19 protein-coding genes are annotated in these 22,684 nt (G+C 75.5%); 12 read left to right on the top strand and 7 right to left on the bottom strand.

The window, feature by feature from the left end:
- Positions 1-60: 60 nt before the first annotated feature.
- The 4 genes from ACZ6O5_RS05030 to ACZ6O5_RS05015 all read left to right on the top strand — a co-directional run bounded on the left by ACZ6O5_RS05030 (position 61) and on the right by ACZ6O5_RS05015 (position 5,510).
- Entirely contained in the window at positions 61-1,800 is a 1,740-nt protein-coding gene (locus ACZ6O5_RS05030) for a BTAD domain-containing putative transcriptional regulator (protein ID WP_465974500.1), read from the top strand.
- Positions 1,797-3,917 (top strand): RecQ family ATP-dependent DNA helicase, encoded by a 2,121-nt coding sequence (locus ACZ6O5_RS05025; protein ID WP_465974499.1) that lies wholly within the window; start codon positions 1,797-1,799, stop codon positions 3,915-3,917. Before ACZ6O5_RS05030 ends, ACZ6O5_RS05025 begins: the two co-directional genes overlap by 4 nt.
- 212 nt (positions 3,918-4,129) lie before the next feature.
- Positions 4,130-4,360, top strand: coding sequence for a heavy-metal-associated domain-containing protein (locus ACZ6O5_RS05020; protein ID WP_107161800.1), 231 nt, complete (start codon positions 4,130-4,132; stop codon positions 4,358-4,360).
- Positions 4,361-4,487: 127 nt separating this feature from the next.
- Positions 4,488-5,510, top strand: coding sequence for a hypothetical protein (locus ACZ6O5_RS05015; protein ID WP_465974498.1), 1,023 nt, complete (start codon positions 4,488-4,490; stop codon positions 5,508-5,510).
- A gap of 59 nt (positions 5,511-5,569) precedes the next feature.
- Here ACZ6O5_RS05015 and ACZ6O5_RS05010 read toward each other — a convergent pair whose 3' ends face one another.
- The gene (locus ACZ6O5_RS05010) at positions 5,570-5,989 is read right to left on the bottom strand and encodes a helix-turn-helix domain-containing protein (protein WP_465974497.1); all 420 of its coding nucleotides are present in this window, start codon (positions 5,987-5,989) and stop codon (positions 5,570-5,572) included.
- A 187-nt stretch (positions 5,990-6,176) separates the two neighbouring features.
- Here ACZ6O5_RS05010 and ACZ6O5_RS05005 point away from each other — a divergent pair, with 187 nt between their 5' ends.
- The gene (locus ACZ6O5_RS05005; RefSeq protein WP_465974496.1) at positions 6,177-6,611 is read left to right on the top strand and encodes a hypothetical protein; all 435 of its coding nucleotides are present in this window, start codon (positions 6,177-6,179) and stop codon (positions 6,609-6,611) included.
- Here ACZ6O5_RS05005 and ACZ6O5_RS05000 read toward each other — a convergent pair.
- Together ACZ6O5_RS05000 and ACZ6O5_RS04995 are read right to left on the bottom strand one after the other, a co-directional pair.
- Positions 6,608-7,777 (bottom strand): class I SAM-dependent methyltransferase, encoded by a 1,170-nt coding sequence (locus ACZ6O5_RS05000; RefSeq protein ID WP_465974495.1) that lies wholly within the window; start codon positions 7,775-7,777, stop codon positions 6,608-6,610. The two genes, ACZ6O5_RS05005 and ACZ6O5_RS05000, sit on opposite strands and share 4 nt — an antisense overlap.
- 189 nt (positions 7,778-7,966) lie before the next feature.
- Positions 7,967-9,631, bottom strand: coding sequence for a DEAD/DEAH box helicase (locus ACZ6O5_RS04995; protein ID WP_465974494.1), 1,665 nt, complete (start codon positions 9,629-9,631; stop codon positions 7,967-7,969).
- A 282-nt stretch (positions 9,632-9,913) separates the two neighbouring features.
- Here ACZ6O5_RS04995 and ACZ6O5_RS04990 point away from each other — a divergent pair, with 282 nt between their 5' ends.
- On the top strand, positions 9,914-10,555 hold the full coding sequence (locus ACZ6O5_RS04990) for a ferritin-like fold-containing protein (RefSeq protein WP_465974493.1): 642 nt from the start codon (positions 9,914-9,916) through the stop codon (positions 10,553-10,555).
- Positions 10,556-10,663: 108 nt separating this feature from the next.
- Here ACZ6O5_RS04990 and ACZ6O5_RS04985 read toward each other — a convergent pair whose 3' ends face one another.
- Both ACZ6O5_RS04985 and ACZ6O5_RS04980 read right to left on the bottom strand, forming a co-directional pair.
- Complete coding sequence (locus ACZ6O5_RS04985) at positions 10,664-10,891, bottom strand: DUF3107 domain-containing protein (RefSeq protein WP_107161788.1); 228 nt, start codon at positions 10,889-10,891, stop codon at positions 10,664-10,666.
- A gap of 65 nt (positions 10,892-10,956) precedes the next feature.
- Positions 10,957-11,595 (bottom strand): TetR/AcrR family transcriptional regulator, encoded by a 639-nt coding sequence (locus ACZ6O5_RS04980; protein WP_107161786.1) that lies wholly within the window; start codon positions 11,593-11,595, stop codon positions 10,957-10,959.
- Between the two features lie 148 nt (positions 11,596-11,743).
- Here ACZ6O5_RS04980 and ACZ6O5_RS04975 point away from each other — a divergent pair, with 148 nt between their 5' ends.
- The 6 genes from ACZ6O5_RS04975 to ACZ6O5_RS04950 all read left to right on the top strand — a co-directional run bounded on the left by ACZ6O5_RS04975 (position 11,744) and on the right by ACZ6O5_RS04950 (position 20,067).
- Positions 11,744-14,674: a hypothetical protein gene (locus ACZ6O5_RS04975; protein ID WP_465974492.1), complete on the top strand. Its 2,931-nt coding sequence runs from the start codon at positions 11,744-11,746 to the stop codon at positions 14,672-14,674.
- A 41-nt stretch (positions 14,675-14,715) separates the two neighbouring features.
- The gene (locus ACZ6O5_RS04970) at positions 14,716-15,771 is read left to right on the top strand and encodes an alpha/beta fold hydrolase (protein WP_465974491.1); all 1,056 of its coding nucleotides are present in this window, start codon (positions 14,716-14,718) and stop codon (positions 15,769-15,771) included.
- A 5-nt stretch (positions 15,772-15,776) separates the two neighbouring features.
- Positions 15,777-16,631, top strand: coding sequence for a DUF3152 domain-containing protein (locus ACZ6O5_RS04965; RefSeq protein ID WP_465974490.1), 855 nt, complete (start codon positions 15,777-15,779; stop codon positions 16,629-16,631).
- A gap of 75 nt (positions 16,632-16,706) precedes the next feature.
- Complete coding sequence (locus tag ACZ6O5_RS04960) at positions 16,707-17,504, top strand: DUF3152 domain-containing protein (protein WP_465974489.1); 798 nt, start codon at positions 16,707-16,709, stop codon at positions 17,502-17,504.
- Between the two features lie 41 nt (positions 17,505-17,545).
- Complete coding sequence (gene moeZ / locus ACZ6O5_RS04955; protein WP_465974488.1) at positions 17,546-18,793, top strand: adenylyltransferase/sulfurtransferase MoeZ; 1,248 nt, start codon at positions 17,546-17,548, stop codon at positions 18,791-18,793.
- Positions 18,794-18,903: 110 nt separating this feature from the next.
- Complete coding sequence (locus ACZ6O5_RS04950; RefSeq protein WP_465974487.1) at positions 18,904-20,067, top strand: prenyltransferase/squalene oxidase repeat-containing protein; 1,164 nt, start codon at positions 18,904-18,906, stop codon at positions 20,065-20,067.
- A 133-nt stretch (positions 20,068-20,200) separates the two neighbouring features.
- Here ACZ6O5_RS04950 and ACZ6O5_RS04945 read toward each other — a convergent pair whose 3' ends face one another.
- Positions 20,201-21,442, bottom strand: coding sequence for a glutamate-5-semialdehyde dehydrogenase (locus tag ACZ6O5_RS04945; RefSeq protein WP_465974486.1), 1,242 nt, complete (start codon positions 21,440-21,442; stop codon positions 20,201-20,203).
- 73 nt (positions 21,443-21,515) lie between these two features.
- A complete protein-coding gene (proB, locus tag ACZ6O5_RS04940) occupies positions 21,516-22,673 on the bottom strand; it encodes a glutamate 5-kinase (protein ID WP_465974485.1) in 1,158 nt (385 codons plus the stop codon).
- Between the last annotated feature and the right edge of the window lie 11 nt (positions 22,674-22,684).

Genomic DNA, 22,684 nt, shown 5'->3' with positions numbered 1-22,684 from the left:
CGTCCGACTGCCGCCGGCCGCGGCGGGCGACGGCCGGGGGTACGGGGGCGGAAAACTCGCATGTCAGAGGCGCTGCGTTTCGAGCTCCTCGGTCCACAGCGGGCCTGGTACGCCGACCGTCCGCTCGATCTGGGCCCGGCCAAACAGCGGGCCGTGCTGGCGGTGCTGCTGCTCGCCGCCGGCCGCCCGGTCCCCACCGGGCAGATCGTCGAGGCGGTGTGGCCCGAGGAAGCGCCGGTGAACGGCCCCAACGTGGTGCAGAAGCACGTGGCCGGTCTGCGCCGGATGCTGGAGCCCGACCGGTCACCGCGTACGCCGGCCCAGGTGCTCACCCTGACCGACGCCGGATACCTGCTGCGGGTCGCGCCGGAGGCGGTCGACGTGACGCGCTTCGAGCGGGGCGTCCAGCGCGCCCGAGAGGCGCAGGCGGCCGGGCGTACGGCGGAGGCGCTGGCCGAGGTGCATGCCGCGCTGGAGCTTTGGCAGGGCGAGCCGTTCACCGGGTTCGCCGGCCCCTGGTTCGACGCCGCCCGGCACCGGCTGGTGGAGTTGCGGGCCGTCGCGCTGGAGACGCGTACCGAGCTGGAGTTGGCCGCCGGCCGGCACGGCGAGGCGGTGGGCCGGCTGGTCGAGCTGGTCGCCGAGTTCCCGGTCCGGGAGCGGCTGCGGCTCCAGCTCATGCTGGCGCTCTACCGGAGTGGCCGGCAGGCCGAGGCGCTCGCCGCCTACCGGGACTTCGCCGACCTGCTCCGCGAGGACTACGGCATCGAGCCCGGCGGGTCGCTCCAGAACCTGCACCGGCGGATCCTCCGCTCGGATCCGGCACTGCTGCCGCCCGTCGCGGACCTGCCGTCCCCGGTGTCGCCCGTCGCGGACGCGCCATCCACGACGGCGCGGCCCGCCGTGCCGCCGCCGCCCGCACCCCTGCCGCCGGTGCCGGCTGCGCCTGTGCCCGGGCCGCCCCTGGCCGCTCCGACGTCGTCCCCGGCCGCTCCGACGCCGGCCCCGGCCGGCTGGGTCGGCCCGGCCCCACTCCCGCACGCGCTGCTGCTCGCCCTCAACCCGCCGCCGGAGGCCACTCCGCGCCGCTCGCCGAGGTGGGTCCAGGTCACCGCGACCGTCTTCGGTACGGCCACCGTGCTGCTCTCGTTCGGGTCGCTCACCTGGGCGGTGGTCCTCGGGTACGCGCTGTGGCGGCGGAGCTGGCGGCTGGCCCTGGCCGGCGTCAGCTACTTCCTGCTCATCTTCATCCTGGTCGTCGTCGCGCTCAACATGCCGGAGAACGAGGAGGTGACGGACGCCGAGGCGTTGTATCTGATCGGGGCGATGGGCGTCTGCTGGTTGGTCGGCGCGGGCCACGTGGTGCTGCTCAACCCGGCGCTCTGGGCGGCCCTCGGCGCGCTGTTCTGGACCGGCCGACAACGCAGCGACGAGCAGCGCCGGCTGCGTCGGGAGCAGGCGCGCCACCTCCTGCACCACTATCCGGCCGCCCGGACGGAACTGCGCATCGGCCGCCCGGACCTGCTCCGCGGCTACGACGACGGCGGTCTGGTCGACGTGAACGCCGTACCCGAGCCGGTGCTCGCGACGCTCCCCGGGCTGACCGCCGAGCAGTGCCGCCAGCTCGCGGTGGACCGCTGGCTGCGCGGCCCGTACGGCTCGCTGGAGGAGCTGGCCGGGCGCTGCCACCTGCCGTCGTCGACCACCGAACCGCTACGCGAGCTGCTGCTCTTCCTGCCGCCCGAGCCGTCGCCCGCCCCGCCGGTGTGGTCGGCCGCTCCTGGTAGAAATGCCGGATGAGTCAGGATCGGAACGCCGTCCGGGAACGCGCCGAGGAAGTCCTGCGGCGGCTGGCGGGTGACCACGCCCGGCTGCGCGAGGACCAGTGGCGCGCCATCGAGGCGCTGGTCGTCGACCGGCGGCGGGTGCTCTGCGTGCAGCGCACCGGCTGGGGCAAGTCGGCCGTCTACTTCGTGGCCACCGCGCTGCTGCGGTCCGGCGGCGGGCACGGGCCGACGGTGATCGTGTCGCCGCTGCTGGCGCTGATGCGTAACCAGGTCGACGCCGCCGCCCGCGCCGGCATCCGGGCCCGCACCATCAACTCCGCCAACCTGGACGAGTGGGACGAGATCACCGCCGAGATCCACGCCGGGGCGGTCGACGTGTTGCTGATCAGCCCGGAACGCCTCAACAACCCGGACTTCCGGGACGGCGTGCTGCCGAAGCTGGCCGCCACCACCGGGCTGCTGGTGGTGGACGAGGCGCACTGCGTCTCCGACTGGGGGCACGACTTCCGCCCCGACTACCGCCGGCTGCGCACGTTCCTGGCGAACCTGCCCGAGCGCACGCCGGTGCTCGCCACCACGGCCACCGCCAACGCCCGGGTCACCCGCGACGTGGCCGAGCAGCTCGGCGACGCGCTGGTGCTGCGCGGCACGCTGGACCGGGAGTCGCTGCGCCTCGGCGTACTCGACCTGCCGAGCCCGGCCCACCGCCTGGCCTGGCTGGCCGACCACCTGGACCGGCTGCCCGGCTCGGGGATCGTCTACACGCTCACCGTGGCCGCGGCCACCGAGACGGCCGAGTTCCTCCGCGGCCGGGGCTGGGCGGTGGCGTCCTACACCGGTCAGGCCGAGGACGCCGACCGCCGCGCCGCCGAGCAGGACCTGCTCGACAACAAGATCAAGGCATTGGTCGCCACCAGCGCGCTCGGCATGGGCTTCGACAAGCCCGACCTGGGCTTCGTGGTGCACCTCGGCGCACCGCCGTCGCCGATCGCCTACTACCAACAGGTCGGCCGCGCCGGCCGCGCCGTCGAGCAGGCCGAGGTGCTGCTCCTGCCCGGCGTCGAGGACGCGGCCATCTGGCGGTACTTCGCCTCGCTCGCGTTCCCGCCCGAGGAGCAGGTGCGCGCCGTGCTCGCCGCGCTCGACACCGACCGGCCGATCTCCACCCAGGCCCTCGAACCGGTCGTCGACCTGCGCCGGGCCCGGCTGGAGCTGATGCTCAAGGTGCTCGACGTGGACGGCGCGGTCCGCCGGGTGCGCGGCGGCTGGCTCGCCACCGGCGAGCCGTGGACCTACGACGAGGCCCGGCTGCGGCGCGTCGCCGACGCGCGCACCGCCGAGCAGCGGGCCATGCGGGAGTACGCGGACACGTCCCGCTGCCGGATGCGCTACCTGCGGGAAGGACTCGACGACACCGGGGCGGAGGACTGCGGCCGGTGCGACAACTGCGCCGGCCCGCTGTTCGACGCGGACGTCTCACCGGAGGCGCTCACCGCCGCGCAGACGTTCCTCGGCCGCCCCGGCGTCCAGATCGCGCCGAAGAAGCTCTGGCCGACCGGGTTGGACGCGGTCGGCGTACCCCTGAAGGGTCGCCTCCCCCCGGCGGAGCAGGCCCTGCCCGGGCGGGCCGTGGGACGCCTGTCCGACCTGGGGTGGGGCGGGCGGTTGCGGGGGCTGGTCGGCCCGGACGCGCCGGACGGCCCGGTGCCCGACGACGTGGCGGCGGCCGTGGTCGAGGTGCTGAAGGCGTGGGCGCACGGCGACGACCCGTGGCCGCGCCGCCCGGCCGGCGTGGTCGCGGTCGGCTCCCGGAACCGGCCGACGCTGGTCGGCTCGCTGGCCGAGCGGATCGCCGCGGTCGGCCGGCTGCCGTTGCTCGGCGTGGTCGTGCCGACCGGTCCGGCCGGCGCCGGCGGGCCGCGCGGCAACAGCGCCCAGCGGGTACGCGCGCTGCACGACGCGTTCCACCTGCCGGACGAGTTGGCCGGCGCGCTGCCCGCGCTGGACGGGCCGGTGCTGCTCGTCGACGACCTGGTCGACTCCGGCTGGACGATGGCCATGGTGGCGCGCCTGCTGCGGCGCGCCGGTGCGCCGGACGTGCTGCCGCTCGCCCTCGCCCTCGCCGCCTGACGTGCAAGGCCGGGCCCCCTGTTAACGCCTTCTGCATAGGAACGGTCCCCGCTTGACACCGCGCTCCGCGCGCTGCGGCGTAGGCGTCAAGCGGGTCCCCCGCCTCTACCAAATGCGTTAAGAAGGGGCCCGGCCTTGGGGCGGGTGCGAGCGACGCCACCGTTCGCGCGGGCGTCGTCCGCGGGCGACCCGACCGGCGGTACCGTGGGGCCATGACCGAGCAGCGACCCGTCGTCCAGACGTACACCGTGACCGGGATGACCTGCGAACACTGCGTCCGGGCGGTGACCGGGGAGCTGTCCGCGCTGCCGGGCGTCGAGGAGGTCCGGATCGACCTGGTCGGGGGCACGGCCACAGTCACCAGCGCGGCTCCGCTGCCGGTGGAGTCCGTCCGTGCCGCCGTCGACGAGGCGGGTTACGAGTTGGCCGGCGGCGTTGCCTGAGTCGCCGTCCCTCGCCGAGCCCGCACCCGACATCGACGGCCCGGGGTCTGGCTCGGGCGGTGCCGTGTCGGGCTCCGACGGTCCCGCGTCCGACATCGGCGGCCCGGCGTCGGGTTCCGGCGGTGCCGTGTCCGACGTCGGCGGCCCGGCGTCGGGTTCCGGCGGTGCCGTGTCGGGTTCCGGCGGCGCGGGCGCGGCGACGGGTCCGGCGGTGGTGGACCGGGACACGGTACGGCTCGCCCTGGTGGTGGGCGGCCTGGTGCTGGCCGTGCTGCTCGGTTTCGGGCTCGGCAGGTTGAACCCGCCGGCGAACCCGGGCGGCGGCGCGGCTCCGGCCGGCACGGTCCCGGCGGGCGACGCCCCGGCCGGTGGCGCCCACTCCCACGCGCCCGGCACCGGCGCGCACTCGCACGACGGAGCCACGGTCACCCAGGGCGGTGGCGACGGCGCGACCGGGCTGTCGATCAGCTCGGCCGGCTACACGCTCGCCCCGTCGACCGGGGGCCTGACCGCCGGCCGCGTCGGTGAGCTGCGGTTCCAGGTCCGCGACGACAATCGTCGGGCGGTGACCCGCTTCGCGGTCGTGCACGACAAGCCGATGCACGTGATCGTGGTCCGTCGCGACCTCACCGGCTATCGGCACCTGCACCCGACGATGGCCGCCGACGGCACCTGGTCGGTGCCGTTGACGCCCACCGCGCCGGGGGCCTGGCGGATGTACGCCGACTTCACCGCGGTAGCCGACGACGGCCGGCAGGTCGCCGCCGTGCTCGGTGCCGACCTGGCCGTGCCGGGCGACTACCTGCCCCGGCCGCTGCCGGCCCCGGAGACGTCGGCCACGGTCGACGGGTTCACCGTCGGGTTCACCGGCACGCCCGACGTGGGACGGTCGGTGCCGTTGCGGTTCCGGGTCACCGACGCCGGTGGCGTGGCCGCTGCCCTGGAGCCCTACCTGGGCGCGTTCGGTCACCTGGTCGCGCTGCGTGAAGGCGATCTCGGCTACCTGCACGTGCACCCGGAGCCGGTGCGGGACGGCGACGCGGTGACGTTCTGGTTGACCGCCCCCGGGCCGGGCCGCTACCGGATGTTCCTGGACTTCCAGGTCGGCGGCGTGGTGCGGACCGCCGAGTTCACGCTGACCGTCGCCTGACCGGCCGGCCCGTGCCTCAGCCGGCACCGGCGGCACGCCCGACCCGCCGGCCCGTACGGTCAGCCGGCGCGGCGGACCGGTCGGCGGGCCAGGTAGCGCAGCAGGTCGCGGATGTGGTGCTTCTCCTCGGCGGGGACGTTCGGGTCGGCCAGCCGGTCCAGGATGACCCGTACGTCTGCCTCGACCGGACCGTCCTCGGCGGCGCGTCGTCGGGGCACCGCCCCGGCGTCGGGCAGGCCCAGGGCCCGGAACGCGGCGGCCACCGGCAGATCGAGGGCGGCGCAGAAGCCGCGCACCTTGGCGAGCTCGGGATAGTCCTGCCAGTCGCCGGCCAGCCAGCGGAACACCGTGGAACGGCCGACACCGGTGTGGGTGGCGAGGTCGGTCACCGTCCAGCCGCGCTCCTCACGCGCGTCGTCGATGGCCCTTCGCACGAACCGTGCGAAGGCCATCTGCGGCGAAACCTCTGCGGAGCCCATCCCTCCTCGGCTGTCCCCTTCCGCCGGTGCGCCCGGCTCTGCGTCCCGAGCCTAGTACGCCCGGGGGAAGAAGTAACTGACTGATCGGTCGGAAGGTCTCGTGGGCGGGACCGACGCAGCGTGAACAGTTGCGGACTGTCAACTAAGCTGAACGAATCCTCCCCGGCAGCGACTTCAGAGGAGCAGCATGGCCGAACCAGACCGTCCCGTTCCGCACCGTCCTGGCGCGGTGAGCCTCTTCTTCGTGGCGAAGGCCGGCGTGTTCGCGCTGGGTTTCTGGATCTGGCTGCTGGTGCTGGCGGTGCGGGGCGACCCGGCGGAGGGCGTGCACCTGATCGCCGCGACCGGCGCGGTCTGCACCACCCTGGTCGGTGTGGTGCTGGGCGCGCGGATGGCGCTCCAGCGCAACGCGGCGGCCCGGCACGCCGAGCTGAAGCGGTTGCTTGTCGACATCTCCTGGAACGCGTTCGCCGCCGTCGGCAACTCCGACCAGCAGCAGGCGAAGGTGGTCCCGTTCCCGACCACGCCGCCGGACAGCGATCGGGCCACCAACCGCGGCCCCGGCGAGCGGGTGTCGGCGCTGGACCGCGGCGACCGCAACCGCGGCGAGCGGCGCCGCTAGACCGGGTCCGGGTCCGGGCCCGGCGCGGCGAGCAGTGTCTCCAGCCGGGGCGTGACGCCCCACCGGTCCACCAGCTCGCGGTATTCGGCCCGCTGGCCGTCGGTCGGCGAGCCGGCCGTGCGTCGTGCCCGGATGAGCAGGTTGCGTGGGGTGTGCTGTGAGTCGACGAACTCCACCACCTCGGCGCGGTAGCCGTGCAGCCGGAGCAGCCCGGCCCGCAGCGCGTCGGTGAGCACGTCGGCGAACCGCTCGCGCAGGATGCCCTGGCGGGTGAGCAGTCCGTCCGGCCCGGGCGCGGGTCGGGCCCGGAGCTGGGCGGCCAGGTCGTGGTGGCAGCACGGGGCGGCGAGCACCCAGCGGGCGCCCCAGTGCACCGCCCGGGCCAACGCCTCGTCGGTCGCCGTGTCGCAGGCGTGCAGCGCCAGCACCAGGTCGGGGGCCGGTTCGACAGGGGCCTGCGCGATGGTGCCGGCGACGAAGCTGACCCGGTCGGCCCAGCCCAGCCGTTCGGCCAGTTCCGTGTTGCGGCGGCGCTGGTCCTCCCGGACGTCGACGCCGATCAACGTCACGTCCAGGCCGCGCCGGGTCAGGTAGCGGTGGGCGGCGAAGGTCAGGTACGCGTTTCCGCAGCCCAGGTCCACCACGCGTAGCGGGCCGGTGAGGTCGTCCGGCAGCGTCGCGGCCAGCGCGCGGAGGAACGCGTCGACCTGGCGGCGCTTGGCCGCCGAGCCGCCGATCGCGGCGAACAGCGGATCACCCGGATCGAGCAGCCAGTCCTTGGCCCGGTCGTGTCCGTCCGGCTCGGCGACCGTCCGGCTGGCCTTGGCGCGGTGCACCTGCGCCTCGCCGGACTTGGTCACCCGGAGTTGGAGCGTGGTGCCGGTGGTCTCCACGTGCCAGTTACCGAACGGCTCGGCGAGCAACGCGTCGACGGCCGTGTCGGCCTCCTCCGTACCGGGGGTGACGTTGCGGGTGTGCGGTCGGGCGCCGTCGGAGGTGGCGATCTGCAACCGCGCGCCGGCCTTCAGCGTGACCGGGCGCAGTTCCGCGCGGACCACCGAGGGCCGCTGTCCTCGTTGCCGGCCGGCGGCGACCGCCCGGGTCAGACCGGGGTCGAGCAGCAGTGCCCGTACCTCCCGTAGCGCCGCGTCCAACGCTTCCGGCATCCCTGCTACTCCCGTCCTGCAAGCCTCCCCGCCCGCCGTCCCCCGCTCGCGCCCGGTCGATCATGAGGTTGGCGGCGCGACACGCCGGCGGGCGCCAACCTCATGATCGACACGGGCGAAGAGTGCCGGGGTGGGGACAGGGAGCGGCCCCCGGAGCGGGTCCGAGGGCCGTCGTGTGTGGGACTCTGCTCAGTCCGTGGTGGGGGACTCGGCGGTGCCTACGCCGGCACCGCTGCGGCGACGCCTGCGGCGGCGCGGCTTGGTCGCGGCCTCGTCGCCGCCGTCAGCGGCGGCGACGGTGGTGGGCTCCTCCGTCGCGCCCTCGGTGGCGACCACCGCGGTCGGCTGCTCGCCGGCCACCGTCTCGCCGGCCCGGCGGCGACGCCGCCGGCGCGGGGTACGGGTGCCCTCGTCCGTCGCGACCGCTGTCGCTCCGCCTTCGGCGGGTGCGCCGCCGGTCTCGCCACCACGCCCACGTCGGCGGTCCCCGCCGCGACCGCGGCTGTCACCGCGGCTGTCACCGCGCCGGCCGTCCCGCCGGGACCGGCCGCCACCCAGGTCCTCCTCGACCTCGGCCGACAGGCCGGCGCGGGTACGCGCGGCGGTCGGCAGGGTGTCGCTGACGTCCGGGGAGATGTCCAGGTCGGTGTAGAGGTGCTTGGAGGTGTGGTAGGTCTCCGGGGGCTCGGGCATGTCCAGCCCGAGCGTCTTGTCGATGATGCGCCAGCGGGGCATGTCGTCCCAGTCGACGAACGTCACCGCGACACCTGTCGCCCCGGCCCGGCCGGTGCGGCCGATCCGGTGGGTGTAGGTGTCCTGGTCCTCGGGGCAGTCGTAGTTGATCACGTGGGTGACGCCGGTGACGTCGATGCCCCGGGCCGCCACGTCGGTGGCGACGAGCGTGTCGATCTTGCCGGTGCGGAACGCCCGCAGCGCCCGCTCCCGGGCACCCTGGCCCAGGTCACCGTGCACGGCCGCCACGGCGAAGCCGCGGAAGTCGAGATCCTCGGCGACCCGGTCGGCGGCCCGCTTGGTGCGGCAGAAGATCATGGTGAGCCCGCGCCCCTCGGCCTGGAGGATCCGCGCCACGATCTCGACCTTGTTCATCGAGTGGGTGCGGTAGGCGAGCTGCTGGGTCTGCGGCGACGGGCCGGTCTCGGCGGTGTGCCCGGCGTGGATGGTGACCGGCCGGCGGAGGAACCGCCGGGACAGCGCCACGATCGGGTCCGGCATGGTGGCCGAGAACAACATGGTCTGCCGGTCCTCCGGCAGCATCGCCAGGATCTTCTCGACGTCGTCCAGGAAGCCCAGGTCGAGCATCCGGTCGGCCTCGTCGAGGACGAGCGCGCGGACCCGGTCGAGCCGCAGGTGCTTCTGCTTCTGCAGGTCGAGCAGGCGGCCGGGCGTGCCGACCAGGATCTCGACGCCCTTGCGCAGCGCCTCGATCTGCGGCTCGTACGCCACGCCGCCGTAGATCGGCAGCACCCGGACGCCCCGGGTGCGACCGGCGGCGTCGAGGTCCTTGGCGACCTGGATGCCCAGCTCGCGGGTGGGGACGACGACGAGTGCCTGGGGCACGCCGTCGCTGCCCTCGGACGGGGCGAAGACCCGCTCCAGCAGTGGGATGCCGAAGCCGAGCGTCTTGCCGGTGCCGGTCGGGGCCTGCCCGATCAGGTCGACGCCGCGCAGCCCGATCGGCAGCGCGTACTCCTGGATGGCGAAGGCGCGGGTGATGCCCGCGGCGGCGAGCGCCTCGACGGTCTCCTGGCGGGCGCCGAGCGCGGCGAATGTGGGTGCCTCCGGGGGGACCGGAGCGGTGGGGGCCAGTGGCTGGCCTGTGCTCTGCTCACTCATGTGGATGTGGGGGTGCCCTCTCGTGGTGCGCCCCTCATGTCCTCAGGGCGCGGACGGTTTGGCGCGGGCCACGCGGTCGGGGGTGGTTTCGCCGAGCCGGACCGGGCCGCACGCGCGCCGGGGACCGGTGCTGATCAGCGATGCTGGCCAGGTCGGTGCCCACGGCAACTGCTTCATCCTACCTGAACGGCCTGCGAGCCGTCCCGATTCCAGATGTCGGCCGGGCAGCCGGGGGCACTTCCTGTGACCCGCATCACAGCAAGGGAACGGTAACCTGCGCTCGTGTCCGCCCCCGATTCCGCCGCTGTCGGCCTGTTCGGCCTCGTCGCGTACGGCGAACTGCTCGCCTTCGACCGGCTGGCCGCCGACGCCCGGCTCGCCCCCGACCTGCGCCGCCGCGCCGCGCTCAGCGAGCTGGCCGCGGGCGAGATGGCGCACTACCGGTGGCTCACCGACCGCCTCATCGCGCTGGGCGTGACCCCCGAGGAGGCGATGGCCCCCTACGTCGAGGCGTTACGGGCGTACCACGACTCGACCGAGCCGCGGGACTGGGCGGAGGCGGTGACCAAGGCGTACGTGGGCGACGCGATCACCGACGACTTCCTGCGCGGGATCGCCGACGGCCTGGCCGGGCCGGACCGTGTGCTGCTGCTCGACGTCCTGCACGACTCCCGGTACGCCGAGTTCGCCGCCACCGAGATCCGGGCCGCCATCGCGGCGGACCCGAGGGCGGCCGGACGGCTCTCGATGTGGGCTCGTCGGCTGCTCGGCGAGGCGCTCTCGCAGGCCGGACGCGTGGCCGCCGCCGACCGGGGCGCGCTCGCCGCGTTGCTCGGCAGGGCCGGCGACGACGTGCCCGCGGTGCTGCGCCGGCTGACCGAGGCGCACGCTACGCGGATGTCGGCGGTCGGGCTGAACAACTGAGCCGTCAGGCCGTACGACTGACCGTCGGGCTGACCAACTGATCGGTCGGGCTGACCAACTGAGCCGCCGCGGCGGGTCTCCCCGCCACGGCGACCGGTGCGACGCGGATCAGCGGACGGTGAACCCGACCGCGCGGGGCGAGGCCTCCGCGATCTCGACGTAGGCGACCTTGCCGACCGGCACGATGACCCGCCGGCCCTTCTCATCGGTCAGGGAGAGCGTGCCCTCGCTCCCGGCGAAGGCGTCGGTCACGATCTGCTCGATCTCGGCCGGCGACTGCGCGCTCTCCAGGACCAGCTCCCGCGGCGCGTACTGCACGCCGATCTTGACCTCCACTGTGCCTCCTCAACTGGGGCGAAAAAGCCACCGTGGGAAGGCTATCCGATCGGGCGGCGCGATGGTCAGGCTGACTCACCTTGCAGCGGGAAGCTGGCGATGCCACGCCAGGACAGCGCCGCGACCAGCGCTTCCGCCTCCGGCTTGGCCACCTGCCGACCGCCCGCCAGCCAGAACTGCGCGGCGGTCTCCGCGGCGCCGACCAGGCCGGACGCGAGCAGCTCGGCGTGCGCCCGGCTCACCCCGGTGTCCGAGATGATGGTGTCGGTGATCGCCGCGATGCAACCCTGCTCGACCCGCTCCACCCGCTGCCGTACGGCCGGGTCGTTGCGCAGGTCGGACTCGAAGACCAGGCGGAACGCCTCGCTCTCGTGGTCGACGAAGTCGAAGTAGGCCCGCACGGCGGCACCGACCCGCTCCTTGTTGTCGTTGGTGCCGCGCATGGCGTCGTGCACCTTCGCCACGATGGCGTCGCAGTGGGTGTCCAGCAGCGCCAGGTAGAGCTCCATCTTCCCGGGGAAGTGCTGGTAGAGAACGGGCTTAGAGACGCCGGCCCGCTCGGCGATGTCGTCCATCGCGGCGGCGTGGTAGCCGTGTGCGACGAACACCTCCTGGGCCGCGGCGAGTAGCTGCTTGCGGCGCGCCGAGCGGGGCAGGCGGGTGGGCCGGCCGGCCGTGTGTGCACCGTTCCCCACTGCCGTCATGGGAACCTCCGAGTATCTGCGTCGAGCCGGCACGTATCGCCCGAACCGGTCCGGGTTCGTGAACCCGTCGCGGAATTGGCCCGCCGCTGTAACTTATCGCCACTGTCACCACACGGTAGCCTCAGCGGGGGCGACCAAGGAGCGCGCGGTGAGTGAAACAGGGCAACCCGGAGCCGCCACCCCGGGAGAGCACGGCGACGGGACGGGCCAGCACGACGACCCGGCCCGCACCGGCGGCGGATGGGCGCCCCCGGCGGACGGCTGGTCCCGCGGCGCCCCGGCGCCTGGTGGCTGGCCCTACGGCGACCTCGGTGGCGGGTGGGCGGCGTCCTCGCCCCGGCACGGCGACCTGCCGGCCCCGCTGCCCGGCCACCCGGCCGAGGAGCTGCCGGCGCGCGTCAACGGCCGCCACGTCAACGGCGTGCACCACGCCGGGGAGGAGTCAGCCGTGACCCGCCAGGCGCCGGTGAGTGCACCGCCCGTGGGCGAGCCGCCGCGGGAGACCGACGGCGACCGGTTGGCCGTGCCCGCCCCGCGCCCCGCGCCCGCCGTCGAGCAGCGTCCCGGCCCGGCCGACCCCACCGGCTCCCGGCACGCCTCGGACGACACGTCCGCCGGGCGGTCGCCCCGCTGGGCCGAGAGTGGTCCGGCCTCCGCGCCCCCGGCGCTCCAGGTGCCGCCGGTCGGCGCCGCCGCCTCCGGCTTCGAGGTGCCGCCGGGCTTCCACGCCCCGACCGTCGACCAGGCCCCGGCGCTGCACCAGGGCTGGCCCCACCGGGGCCCGACCGAGCCGCCGGTGACGGTTCCCGGCCGGGGCGAGCCGCCGGCGGCGGAGCACCACCCGGGCGACGCCCACCCCGGAGAGGGGCCGCGGACCGCCGCCGATCCGCACGCCGCCGCGCCGAACGACCCGGGCACGGGGCCGGCGGGTGAGCCGGAGTGGCCCGGGCCGTCCTGGAACCGCCCGAGTTGGGGCGACGGCTGGGCCCCGCCGTGGGCCCGCGCCGACGAGCCGGTCGGGCGCCGCTCGGCCCGCGACGACGCGCCGGCCGAGCGACGGACCGGGGACGACGAGCCGACCGGCCGCCGCGCCGCCCGCGAGGACCGCGCGTCCGAGTGGGCGCCCGAACCGATGCGACCGTACGAGCCGACCCGCGTCGATCCGCCCACCGGCTACCAGCCCACCCGCGTCGACCCGGCCGGCGGTTACGAGCCGCGGCCCGAGCCGGTCCGACCGTACGAGGCGGTGCGGGCCGAGTCGACGGCAGCGCCCGAGCCGCCGCGCCCCGAGGCGACCCGGCCGTTCCGGCTGCCCCGCGAGGACGCCGAGCCCCGCTCGGGCCACGAGCCGCCCGCCGAGCGACCCTCCTGGGCGGGTCCGCCGGTGCCGGTGACCCCGTTCGGCGCGCGTCCCGAGCCGGTCGGCGCGCCGCCGGTGGCCCGTGAGCGCGAGGCGCCGGCCGGTCCACCGCCGTCGGCGTACGCGGCGGGGCCGGCCTCCCGGGCCGTCGGTGAGCCGGCCGCCGGGTACCCCGCACCGGACCCGTCGCACGGCGAGCCGGCCGGCCTCCCCGCGCCGGGCGGGACGGCGCGGTTCGACCCGCCGCCCGCGCCCCGCCCGACGAGCGCCCCGCCCTACGCGGCCCGCCGGTCCGCCCCGGAGCCGACGCCGACCGCCGAGGCGGCTGCCGGGCCGGAGTCGACCGAGTCGGCCCCGGCGGTGCTGCCGCAGCGCGTCCCCGCCGAACCGGATGTGCCGGTGGTGCCGGAGCCGCCGGCCGTGGAACCGTCCGCCGAGACCCCGGAGTTGGCCCGCATCGCCACCCACCTGCGTCGGGACGACGAACCGGCGCCGCTGCGCGAGCGGCCGGAGGGCTTCGACGTCAACGCGATCCTGGACGCCGTGCGCGAGGTGGCCGGCGTCCGGGACGCCGCGCTCCGCCGCACCCCGGCCGGTGCGCACAGCCTCCGGCTGGACCTGGCCGACGGCGCGGACCCGGCCGAGGTGAGCCGGCTGGTGGCCCGGCTGCTCCAGGATCGGATGGGTCTGGCCGCCGCCCCGCAGAACCTGCCCGGCGCGCCGGCCGTACCGCCGCCGCCGGTCCGCCGGCGGTCCGCCACCGCGCGCACGGACCGCCTGGCCGAGGCCGCGGCCGTCCGCGACCGTCCGGTGGAGGTGCCACCGGGCCTCGCCGACCGCCTCGCCGAGGCCCCGCCGGTCGCGGAGGCCCCGCCGGGCCGTGCTGCCGACCGCCGTGCCGAGGCCGCGTCGGCCGAGCCCCGATCCGGCGCCGACGACGAGCCGGGCGCTCCGGCGCGGGGCGGGGCCTCGTCCGGTCCGGCCGAGGCGGACGTGCCGGCGCGGGCCGGCGTGGTGCGGCCGGCGTCGAACCGGCCGGCCGAGAACCGCTCCGGCGAGGGCCGGTTCGGCGGCGTGGAGTCGCGCGCCGGCCGGCTGGTCGACGCGCCGGGGGAGGACGCCGACGAGCCGCCGCGCCGCCGCCGGCAGGCCACCCACCGGGGCCGGGCCACCGTCGACGAGACGTCGCTGGCCGCCGCGCCCACCGGCATGTCCACCGGAAGTCCGGTCACACTCGGCACCTCGTACTCCGGTGGGCAGGTGACCACGACGGAGACCGCGCCGTCGCGACCGCTGGATCCGGGCGGCGTGCCCGGGCCCCGGGTGGTGATCGACCACGTTCTGGTGAGCACGTTGGGGCTGGACGCCACCACCGAGGTCCGCCTGCTCGCCGGGGACCGGACGGCCGAGGGGCACGCGACCGGGCCGGCCGTCGACGGGTACGTGCTGCGGCTCTGCGCGGTGGCCGCGGCCGCCGCGGTGGACGAGCTGCTCGGCCCGGCCCTGCCGGCGGGCGAGCGGGGCCGGTGCTTCGTCGAGCACGCCGCCGTGGTGCCGTTCGGCAACTGCGAGGTGGCGACCGTGGTGGTGCTGCTGGTCTGCGACGGGTGGGTGGAGCAGTTGGCCGGTTCCGCCCTGGTCGCGGGCGATCCGCGGCAGGCTGTGGTGCGGGCCACGCTGGCTGCGGTGAACCGGCGTCTGGAGGCGCTGCTCGCCTAGGGGACTGTGCGGACGGAGCCGGCGCGGGGAAGACTGAACGCATGAAGCGTGCCGCGCTCGGGCCCGAGCATCTCCTTCCCGCGCATCATCTCCCGCCGCCCTGGCCGGGCCGGCACGTGCGGCTGGACGGCGCGCTCGTGCACGTCCGGGACACGCCGGCCACCGGGCCCGACGCCGAGCCGGCGCTGTACGTGCACGGGCTCGGCGGCTCCGCGCAGAACTGGACCGACCTGGCCGGCCTGCTGGCGCCCCGGCTCGACGGCCAGGCGATCGACCTGCCCGGCTTCGGGCGCAGCGAGCCCGGCCGGCGGTACACGATCCCGGCGTTCGCGGACCGGGTGGTCCGCTGGATCGAGCACAGCGACCGGGGCCCGGTGCACCTGTTCGGCAACTCGCTGGGCGGGGCGGTCGCGGTCCGGGTGGCGGTGCTGCGCCCGGACCTGGTCCGCACGCTCACGCTGATCTCGCCGGCCCTGCCGTTCCTGGACTTCCGGCGCTCGTTGCAGGGGCGGATGCTGCCGGTGCTGGTGATCCCCCGGGGCGAGCGGTTGGCCGCCTGGCGGCTGGCCCAGCTCGCTCCGGAGGCGATGGCGCAGCAGGTGATGGAGTCGTGCGTGGCGGACCTGACCCGGATCAGCGAGCAGCGCCGGCAGGAGGCGATCGAGGAGATCCGGATCCGGTACGAGGCGGCGCACTACGCCGCCGCGTACGTCCGGACGTTCCGGGGCCTGGTCGGCAGTTTCCTGCGGTCGTACCTGCCGGGGGAGGGCGCGCTCTGGCGGCAGGCCGCGGCGGTGCGGGTGCCGACGCTGGTGGTGGGCGGACGGCAGGACCGGCTGGTCGACGTGCGGGTCGCCCCGCAGGCCGCCCGGCTGATTCCGGACAGCCGGCTGCTGATGCTGGACGGCGTCGGGCACGTGGCCCAGTTGGAGGTGCCCCGGACGGTGGCCCGGGCGGTGCTGGCACTGCTCGACGAGGCGGCGTCGGCCGGGTCGCCGGAGACCGCCACGCCGGGGTCGGACGGCCGGAAAGCGCAGGTCACGGCGCTGGTGACCGGAATGGGGGAGAGCGGCGGCGTCCACGACATGGCAGGCTGAGCGGGATGCCCAGCTCCCGCCGTCCGCGTTTGCCGCGGTCCCTGTCCGCTGCCCGTCGGTGGCGCTCCGCCGTGGTGGTCTGCGCGTTCCTGGCCACCGCCGGGGCCGGCGTGGGCGTGGCGCTGCGACTGCCGCCGGCCGGCGCGCGGGAGGTGGTCGCCGACGGGTTCGCGGCCCAGCCGCCGGCGCCGGTGGCACCGAGCGTCTCGTCGTCGCCAGTGCTGGCCGCGCCGCCCCGCTCGCCGGCGCCCGTGCTGAGTCTGCCCGGTCCGGTGCCCGCGCGGGGCACGGGTGGTTTCGGGTACGACGACCGGGCCGGCGGCGTGCTGGGCCGGGGCGGTGAGCTGCGCCGCTTCCGGGTGGCGGTGGAGCGGGGCGTCGGTGAGGACGTCCGGGCGTTCGGGGACGCGGTGCAGCGGGCCCTGGCCGGGCCGGGGAGCTGGGTGGACAGCGGCCGGCTGCGGTTGCAGCGGGTCACGCCGGGCAGCCGGTACGACTTCACGATCTATCTGGCGAGCCGGGACACCGCCGGCCGGCTGTGCGGCGCGGGCGGGATCGACATCCGCAAGGGCGGGGTGCCGTACACGTCCTGCCGGGTCCCGGGCCGGGTGGTGCTCAACCTGGACCGGTGGCGGACGTCCGCGCCGCACCTGGTGGCCGCCGGGATGCCGCTGGGGACGTACCGGCTCTACGTGGTCAACCACGAGGTGGGGCACCAGCTCGGGCACCATCATGAGGGGTGTCCGGGCGCCGGGCGGGCCGCGCCGGTGATGCAGCAGCAGACGCTCTTCCTCGACGGTTGCCGGCCGAACCCGTGGCCGTACCTGGGCGGGAAGCGGTACACCGGGTCGGCATTGTGACGGATTTGTGAGCAATTCTCAGGACTTGCGCCGCAAAAGCAGCTAAATGCCCGAATTGCGTGTCACGCTGTCCGCATGACGTCGTACCCGCCCGAACGCCCCGGGCTGCGCCGGATGCGCCGCCGACGCCGACGCGCGGTGCTGCTGCTGGCGATGCTGCTCGCGGCCGTCGGCGGCGCGGCGGGCATCACCCGGCTGAGCGAGCCGCCGCGTCCCGTGCGGGTCCCGCTCGCCGCCGAGCCGACGCTGATGCCGGACGCCGACACCGACACCGCCGCGTCGGCGTCGCCGACCGGCTACCCCACCGCCGGCCCCGGCACGTTCGCGGTGGCCGACGGGCGTTCACCGGTACGCGGCCACGCCGGCCCGCTGCGTCGCTACCGGATCGAGGTCGAGCACGGTACGGGGCAGGACGCCGACGCGTTCGCCGCGACCGTGGACGCGGTGCTCGGCGACCCGCGTAGCTGGATCGCCTCCGGGGAGCTGCGGGTGCAGCGGGTGCCCGAGGCCGCCGCCGCCGACTTCACCGTCTACCTGGCCACGCCGGTCACCTCCGAGCGGATGTGCGCCGAGGGCGGCCTGCACACCGAGCGCTACACGTCCTGCCGGCTGCCCGGTCGCGTGGTGCTCAACCTGGCGCGCTGGATGACCGCCGTGCCCGACTACGGCGCCCCGCTCGACGTCTACCGGACGTACGTCATCAACCACGAGGTCGGGCACGAGTTCGGCGAGCTGCACCAGGCGTGCCCGCGCCCCGGCGCCCCGGCCCCGGTGATGCAGCAGCAGACGTACGGGCTGGACGGCTGCCTGCCGAACGCGTGGCCGTACGTCGACGGGGCGCGGTACTCCGGCGAGCCCACCGACGGCGTCTGAGATATTCCCGGTCCCGCAGTTCGGGCCGGGTGTCCCTCGTCATGGCCGATCCGCACTCCGGCGAGCGACAATGGCGCTTTCCCACCGCCGATTCCGGGGAGTCCACCGTGTCGTTGCCCCCGCTCGTCGAGCCCGCCGCCGAGCTGACCGTTGACGAGATCCGCCGCTACTCGCGCCACCTGATCATCCCGGACGTCGGGGTCGAGGGGCAGAAGCGGCTGAAGAACGCCCGGGTGCTCTGCGTGGGCGCCGGCGGTCTCGGCTCGCCGGCCCTGCTGTACCTCGCCGCCGCCGGCGTCGGCACGCTCGGCATCATCGACTTCGACACCGTCGACGAGTCGAACCTCCAGCGGCAGATCATCCACGGCGTCTCCGACGTCGGCCGGTCCAAGGCCGAGTCCGCCGCCGCCTCGATCCGCGAGATCAACCCGCTGGTCACCGTGGAGATCCACGACACCGCGCTGGACCGGGAGAACGTCCGGGACATCTTCTCCCGGTACGACCTGATCGTCGACGGCACCGACAACTTCGCCACCCGCTACATGGTCAACGACGCGGCCGTGCTGCTCGGCAAGCCGTACGTCTGGGGTTCGATCTACCGCTTCGACGGCCAGGCGTCGGTGTTCTGGGCCGAGCACGGCCCGTGCTACCGCTGCCTCTACCCGGAGCCCCCGCCGCCCGGCATGGTCCCCTCCTGCGCCGAGGGCGGCGTGCTCGGCGTGCTCTGCGCCTCCATCGGGTCGATCCAGGTCAACGAGGCGATCAAGCTGCTCGCCGGCATCGGCGAGCCGCTTGTCGGCCGGCTGATGGTCTACGACGCCCTGGAGATGAGCTACCGCAAGATCAAGGTGCGCAAGGACCCGAACTGCGCGCTCTGCGGCGAGAACCCCACGGTCACCGACCTGCTGGAGGACTACGAGGACTTCTGCGGCGCGGTCTCCGAGGAGGCGCAGGAGGCGGTGGTCGACTCCACCATCACCGCGCGGGAGCTGAAGGAGTGGCAGGACGCCGGCAAGGACATCTTCCTGGTCGACGTGCGCGAGCCCGCCGAGTACGAGATCGTCCGCATCCCCGGCTCCACGCTGATCCCGAAGGGGGAGATCCTCTCCGGCGAGGCGCTGGCGAAGTTCCCGCAGGACCGGCAGATCGTGCTGCACTGCAAGTCCGGCGTCCGGTCCGCCGAGGCGCTGGCCGCGCTCAAGGCGGCCGGGTTCAAGGACTCCGTCCACGTGCAGGGTGGCGTGCTCTCCTGGGTCAAGCAGGTCGACCCGTCGCTGCCCGCGTACTGACGTCGATGTGGTGAGGGCCCTTCCGGTGCGCCGGGAGGGCCCTCGGCGTCTGCCGCTTTCTGGCCGAGCTACCGAGGCGGGACCGCGTCCGCGCAGGTAGCGTCACGACCGTGGTCGATCTGGAAGCGGCGATCGGGTTCGTCGTGGCACACGGGGACGTGGTGGACCGAGCCCGCCTGTCCCGACTGCGTTCCGGCACGCCGGTGCCGCCGGCGGTGCTCGACGCGGCGGAGTCCGGTCAGGCTCCCGGCGGTGGCTGGCCCGCCGTGCTCGGCGGCGACGTCGCCTCCGTCGACGCGACCTGCTTCCGCCTCGCCGAGCTGGACGACCTCGGCGCGCTGAGCCGCCCCGCCGCCCGGCACGCGCTGGACTGGCTGGCCGCCGGCCAGCTCGCCGACGGTGGCTGGGACGAGCACCTGTCGCTGGCCGGGTTCGCGCCGGAGTGGGCCACCCCCGGCGACCCGGAGGCGCGCTTCTACCTGACCGCCGGCGCCGGGTTCTGGCTCACCGTGGCCGGGCTGGACGCCCGTGCCGCCGGCCCGCTCGACCACCGCGTCGGCGGGGCGTACGCCGGGGTGGTGCAGGCGGCGGCCCACACGCTCGCCGCGCAGCTCGCCCCGGACGGGAGCTGGCCGTCGTTCCTGCCCGCCGGCTGGCTCGCCGCGGCGGTGCTGCACCGCCAGCGGATGTACCACGAGTCGGCCCGGATCCAGGCGGTGCTCGCCGACCGGATCCCGGAGATGTCCCCGGCCGACGTGGCGTGGCTCGCCGCCACGCTGCGCCGGGTGGAGGTGGGCGAGGAGCAGTGGCTGCTGGTCTCGGCGCGGCGTCGGCTGGCCGGGACGCAACGCAGCGACGGCGGCTGGGACAGCGACGACGGTCACCAGTTCGACGTGCACACCACGCTGCGCGCGATCCGGGCCTGCCGGCCGACCGAGCCCGAGGTCGCGGCGTCCGGGGCCCCGTTCGTGGCGCCGCGCGCCGCCGCGCTGCCCGAGCCGCCGTCCCGCCGCCGCGCGCCCGGGCCACCGCCCGCTCCGGCCGCGCCGCCCGCTCCGGCGGTTCCCGACCCGGCCGCGCCCCCAGCCCTGCTCCCGGCCCCGGCCGCACCCCCGACCCGGCTTTCGGCCGCCTGCCCGACTCCGACCCTGCTTCCGGCTCCGGCTCCGGCTCCGGTCGTGGTTCCGGCTCCGGTCGTGGTTCCGGCTCCGATTGGGGCCCCGGTCGGGACGCCGGGTCCGGCTCCGGCCCCGAATCCGCTTCGGGTGGCGTAGCCCGCCGCCCGCATCCGCTTCGGGTGGCGTAGCCCGCCGCCCGCATCCGCTTCGGGTGGCGTAGCCCGCCGCCCGCATCCGCTTCGGGTGGCGTAGCCCGCCGCCACGGGCGCGAGCCGGGGCCGGGTCCGGCTCAGCGCAGGTGGCCGTCGCCGGTGACCACGTACTTCGTGCTGGTCAGCTCCGGCAGGCCCATCGGGCCGCGGGCGTGCAGCTTCTGGGTGGAGATGCCGATCTCGGCGCCGAACCCGAACTCGCCGCCGTCGGTGAACCGGGTGGACGCGTTCACCATCACTGCGGCGGCGTCCACCCGGGCCACGAACTCCCGCGCCGCCCGCTGCGAGTCGGTGACGATCGCCTCGGTGTGGCCGGTGCCGTAGCGCCGGATGTGCGCGACCGCCGCGTCGAGCGAGTCGACCACGGCGACCGAGATGTCCGCGGACAGATATTCGGTGGCGAAGTCCTCCTCGGTCGCCGCGACCACCGCGTCGGAGTGGGCGGCCACCTCCGGGCTGCCGTGCGCGGTCACCCCGGCCTCGGCGAACGCGGCCAGCACGGCCGGCAGGAACGCGTCCGCGACGGCCCGGTGGACCAGCAGCGACTCGGCGGTGTTGCAGGTGGACAGCCGCTGCGTCTTGGCGTTCAGCGTGATCGCCACCGCCTTGTCGAGGTCGGCGGCGGCGTCCACGTACACGTGGCAGTTGCCCACCCCGGTCTCGATCACCGGCACGGTCGACTCCTCGACCACGGCGCGGATCAGCGACGCGCCGCCGCGCGGGATCAGCACGTCGACCAGACCCCGGGCGCGCATCAGCTCCTTGACCGAGTCGCGCGTGCTGGCATCGAGCAGTTGCACCGCGTCCGCCGGCAGGCCGGCGCCGGCGACCGCGTCGCGCAGCACCGTGACCAGGGCGGCGTTGGAGTGTGCCGCCGACGAGGAGCCGCGCAGCAGCGCCGCGTTGCCCGACTTCAGGCAGATGCCGGCCGCGTCGACCGTCACGTTGGGCCGGCCCTCGTAGACGATGCCGACGACCCCGAACGGCACCCGTACCTGGCGCAGCTCCAGCCCGTTCGGCAGCGTGGACCCGCGGACCACCTCGCCGACCGGGTCGGGCAGCGCGGCCATCTCGCGCAGCGCGTCCGCGATGGCGGCGACCCGGCCCTCGTCGAGCGCGAGCCGGTCCAGCACGGCCGCGCTCAGTCCGGCGTCGCGCCCGGCCGCCAGGTCCGTCGCGTTCGCGGTCAGGATCTCCGGGGTACGCGCCACCAGCGCGTCGGCCATCGCGTGCAGCGCGGCGTCCTTGGCGGTACGGGTGGCCGCCGCCAGGGCCTCCGCCGCGTCCCGGGCCCGGCGGGCCTGCTCGACGACGCTCATGGTGCGCTCTCCTTCGCAGTGGCGTTAGGAGGGGCCCCCTGTTATGCAGAATGCGTTAACAGGGGGCCCCTGCTTACAACAAGACGAGGTCGTCTCGGTGGACGACCTCGCGTTCGTAGGCCGGGCCGAGCGCCGCGGCGAGTTCCGAGGTGGAGCGGCCGAGCAGGCCGGGCAGCTCCACCGCGTCGTAGTTGACCAGGCCACGGGCCACCGGCGCGCCGGCGGTGTCGACCAGGTCCACCGGGTCCCCGGCGGTGAACGCGCCGTCCACCGCGGTGATGCCGGCCGGCAGCAGCGACTTGCGCCGACCCACCACGGCCTGCACCGCGCCCGGGTCGAGGTGCAGCCGGCCGCGCGGCGCGGTGGCGTGCGCCAGCCAGAACAGCCGGGCGGCCGGGCGTCGGCTGCTGGCGTGGAAGAACGTGCCGACCGGCTCGCCGGCCAGCGCCGGGCCGGCCAGCGGCGCGGCGGTGAGCACCACCGGAATGCCGAAGCCGGTGGCGATGCGCGCCGCCTCCACCTTGGTGACCATGCCGCCGGTGCCCACCCCGGCCTGGCCGGCCCCGCCGACGTCGATGCCGGCCAGGTCGCCCTCGCCGTGCACCTCGGTGACCCGGGTGCTGCCCGGACGGGTCGGGTCACCGGTCCAGAGCGCGTCCACGTCGGAGAGCAGCACCAGCAGGTCGGCGTCGACGAGCGCGGCGACGAGCGCGGCGAGCCGGTCGTTGTCGCCGAACCGGATCTCGTCGGTGGCCACCGTGTCGTTCTCGTTGACGATCGGCACGGCCCGCAGGTCGAGCAGCTTGCGCAGCGTGCGGTACGCGTTGCGGTAGTGCGCCCGCCGGGTCACGTCGTCGACCGTGAGCAGCACCTGCCCGACGGGGTGACCGTGCCGGGCGAACGCGGTGGCGTACCGGCCGATGAGCAGGCCCTGGCCGACGCTGGCGGCGGCCTGCTGGGTGGCCAGGCCGCGCGGGCGTCGGGGCAGCCGGAGCGGGGCGAGGCCGGCGGCGATCGCACCGGAGGAGACCAGCACCACCTCGCGTCCCGCGCCGATCAGGGCGGCGAGCGTGTCGACGAGCGCGTCGACCCGGCCGTCGTCGAGGCCGCCCGTCGCGGTGGTCAACGAGGACGATCCGATCTTGACCACGATCCGGCGGGCCGAGGCGACTGCTTCACGCACCCGACCATTCTGCGGGTCGCGGTCCGCGCGATCGTGGCGCGTTCCCATATCGTGGCAGC

The sequence above is a fragment of the Micromonospora sp. NPDC049201 genome, from assembly GCF_055586805.1.
The sequence above is the reverse complement of the archived record's forward strand: the minus strand, read 5'-3'. Positions and strand labels throughout refer to the sequence as shown.

Bases quoted from the DNA above. Each gene is read 5' to 3' on its own strand.
- ACZ6O5_RS05005 (WP_465974496.1), top strand. From the start codon at position 6,177: ATGGCCGAACCAGACCGTCCCGTTCCGCACCGTCCTGGCGCGGTGAGC.
- ACZ6O5_RS04970 (WP_465974491.1), top strand. From the start codon at position 14,716: ATGAAGCGTGCCGCGCTCGGGCCCGAGCATCTCCTTCCCGCGCATCAT.
- ACZ6O5_RS05030 (WP_465974500.1), top strand. From the start codon at position 61: ATGTCAGAGGCGCTGCGTTTCGAGCTCCTCGGTCCACAGCGGGCCTGG.
- ACZ6O5_RS04960 (WP_465974489.1), top strand. From the start codon at position 16,707: ATGACGTCGTACCCGCCCGAACGCCCCGGGCTGCGCCGGATGCGCCGC.
- ACZ6O5_RS05010 (WP_465974497.1), bottom strand. From the start codon at position 5,989: ATGGGCTCCGCAGAGGTTTCGCCGCAGATGGCCTTCGCACGGTTCGTG.
- ACZ6O5_RS04980 (WP_107161786.1), bottom strand. From the start codon at position 11,595: ATGACGGCAGTGGGGAACGGTGCACACACGGCCGGCCGGCCCACCCGC.
- proB (WP_465974485.1), bottom strand. From the start codon at position 22,673: ATGGGAACGCGCCACGATCGCGCGGACCGCGACCCGCAGAATGGTCGG.
- moeZ (WP_465974488.1), top strand. From the start codon at position 17,546: ATGGCCGATCCGCACTCCGGCGAGCGACAATGGCGCTTTCCCACCGCC.
- ACZ6O5_RS05000 (WP_465974495.1), bottom strand. From the start codon at position 7,777: ATGCCGGAAGCGTTGGACGCGGCGCTACGGGAGGTACGGGCACTGCTG.
- ACZ6O5_RS05025 (WP_465974499.1), top strand. From the start codon at position 1,797: ATGAGTCAGGATCGGAACGCCGTCCGGGAACGCGCCGAGGAAGTCCTG.
- ACZ6O5_RS04945 (WP_465974486.1), bottom strand. From the start codon at position 21,442: ATGAGCGTCGTCGAGCAGGCCCGCCGGGCCCGGGACGCGGCGGAGGCC.
- ACZ6O5_RS04995 (WP_465974494.1), bottom strand. From the start codon at position 9,631: ATGAGTGAGCAGAGCACAGGCCAGCCACTGGCCCCCACCGCTCCGGTC.
- ACZ6O5_RS05020 (WP_107161800.1), top strand. From the start codon at position 4,130: ATGACCGAGCAGCGACCCGTCGTCCAGACGTACACCGTGACCGGGATG.
- ACZ6O5_RS04965 (WP_465974490.1), top strand. From the start codon at position 15,777: ATGCCCAGCTCCCGCCGTCCGCGTTTGCCGCGGTCCCTGTCCGCTGCC.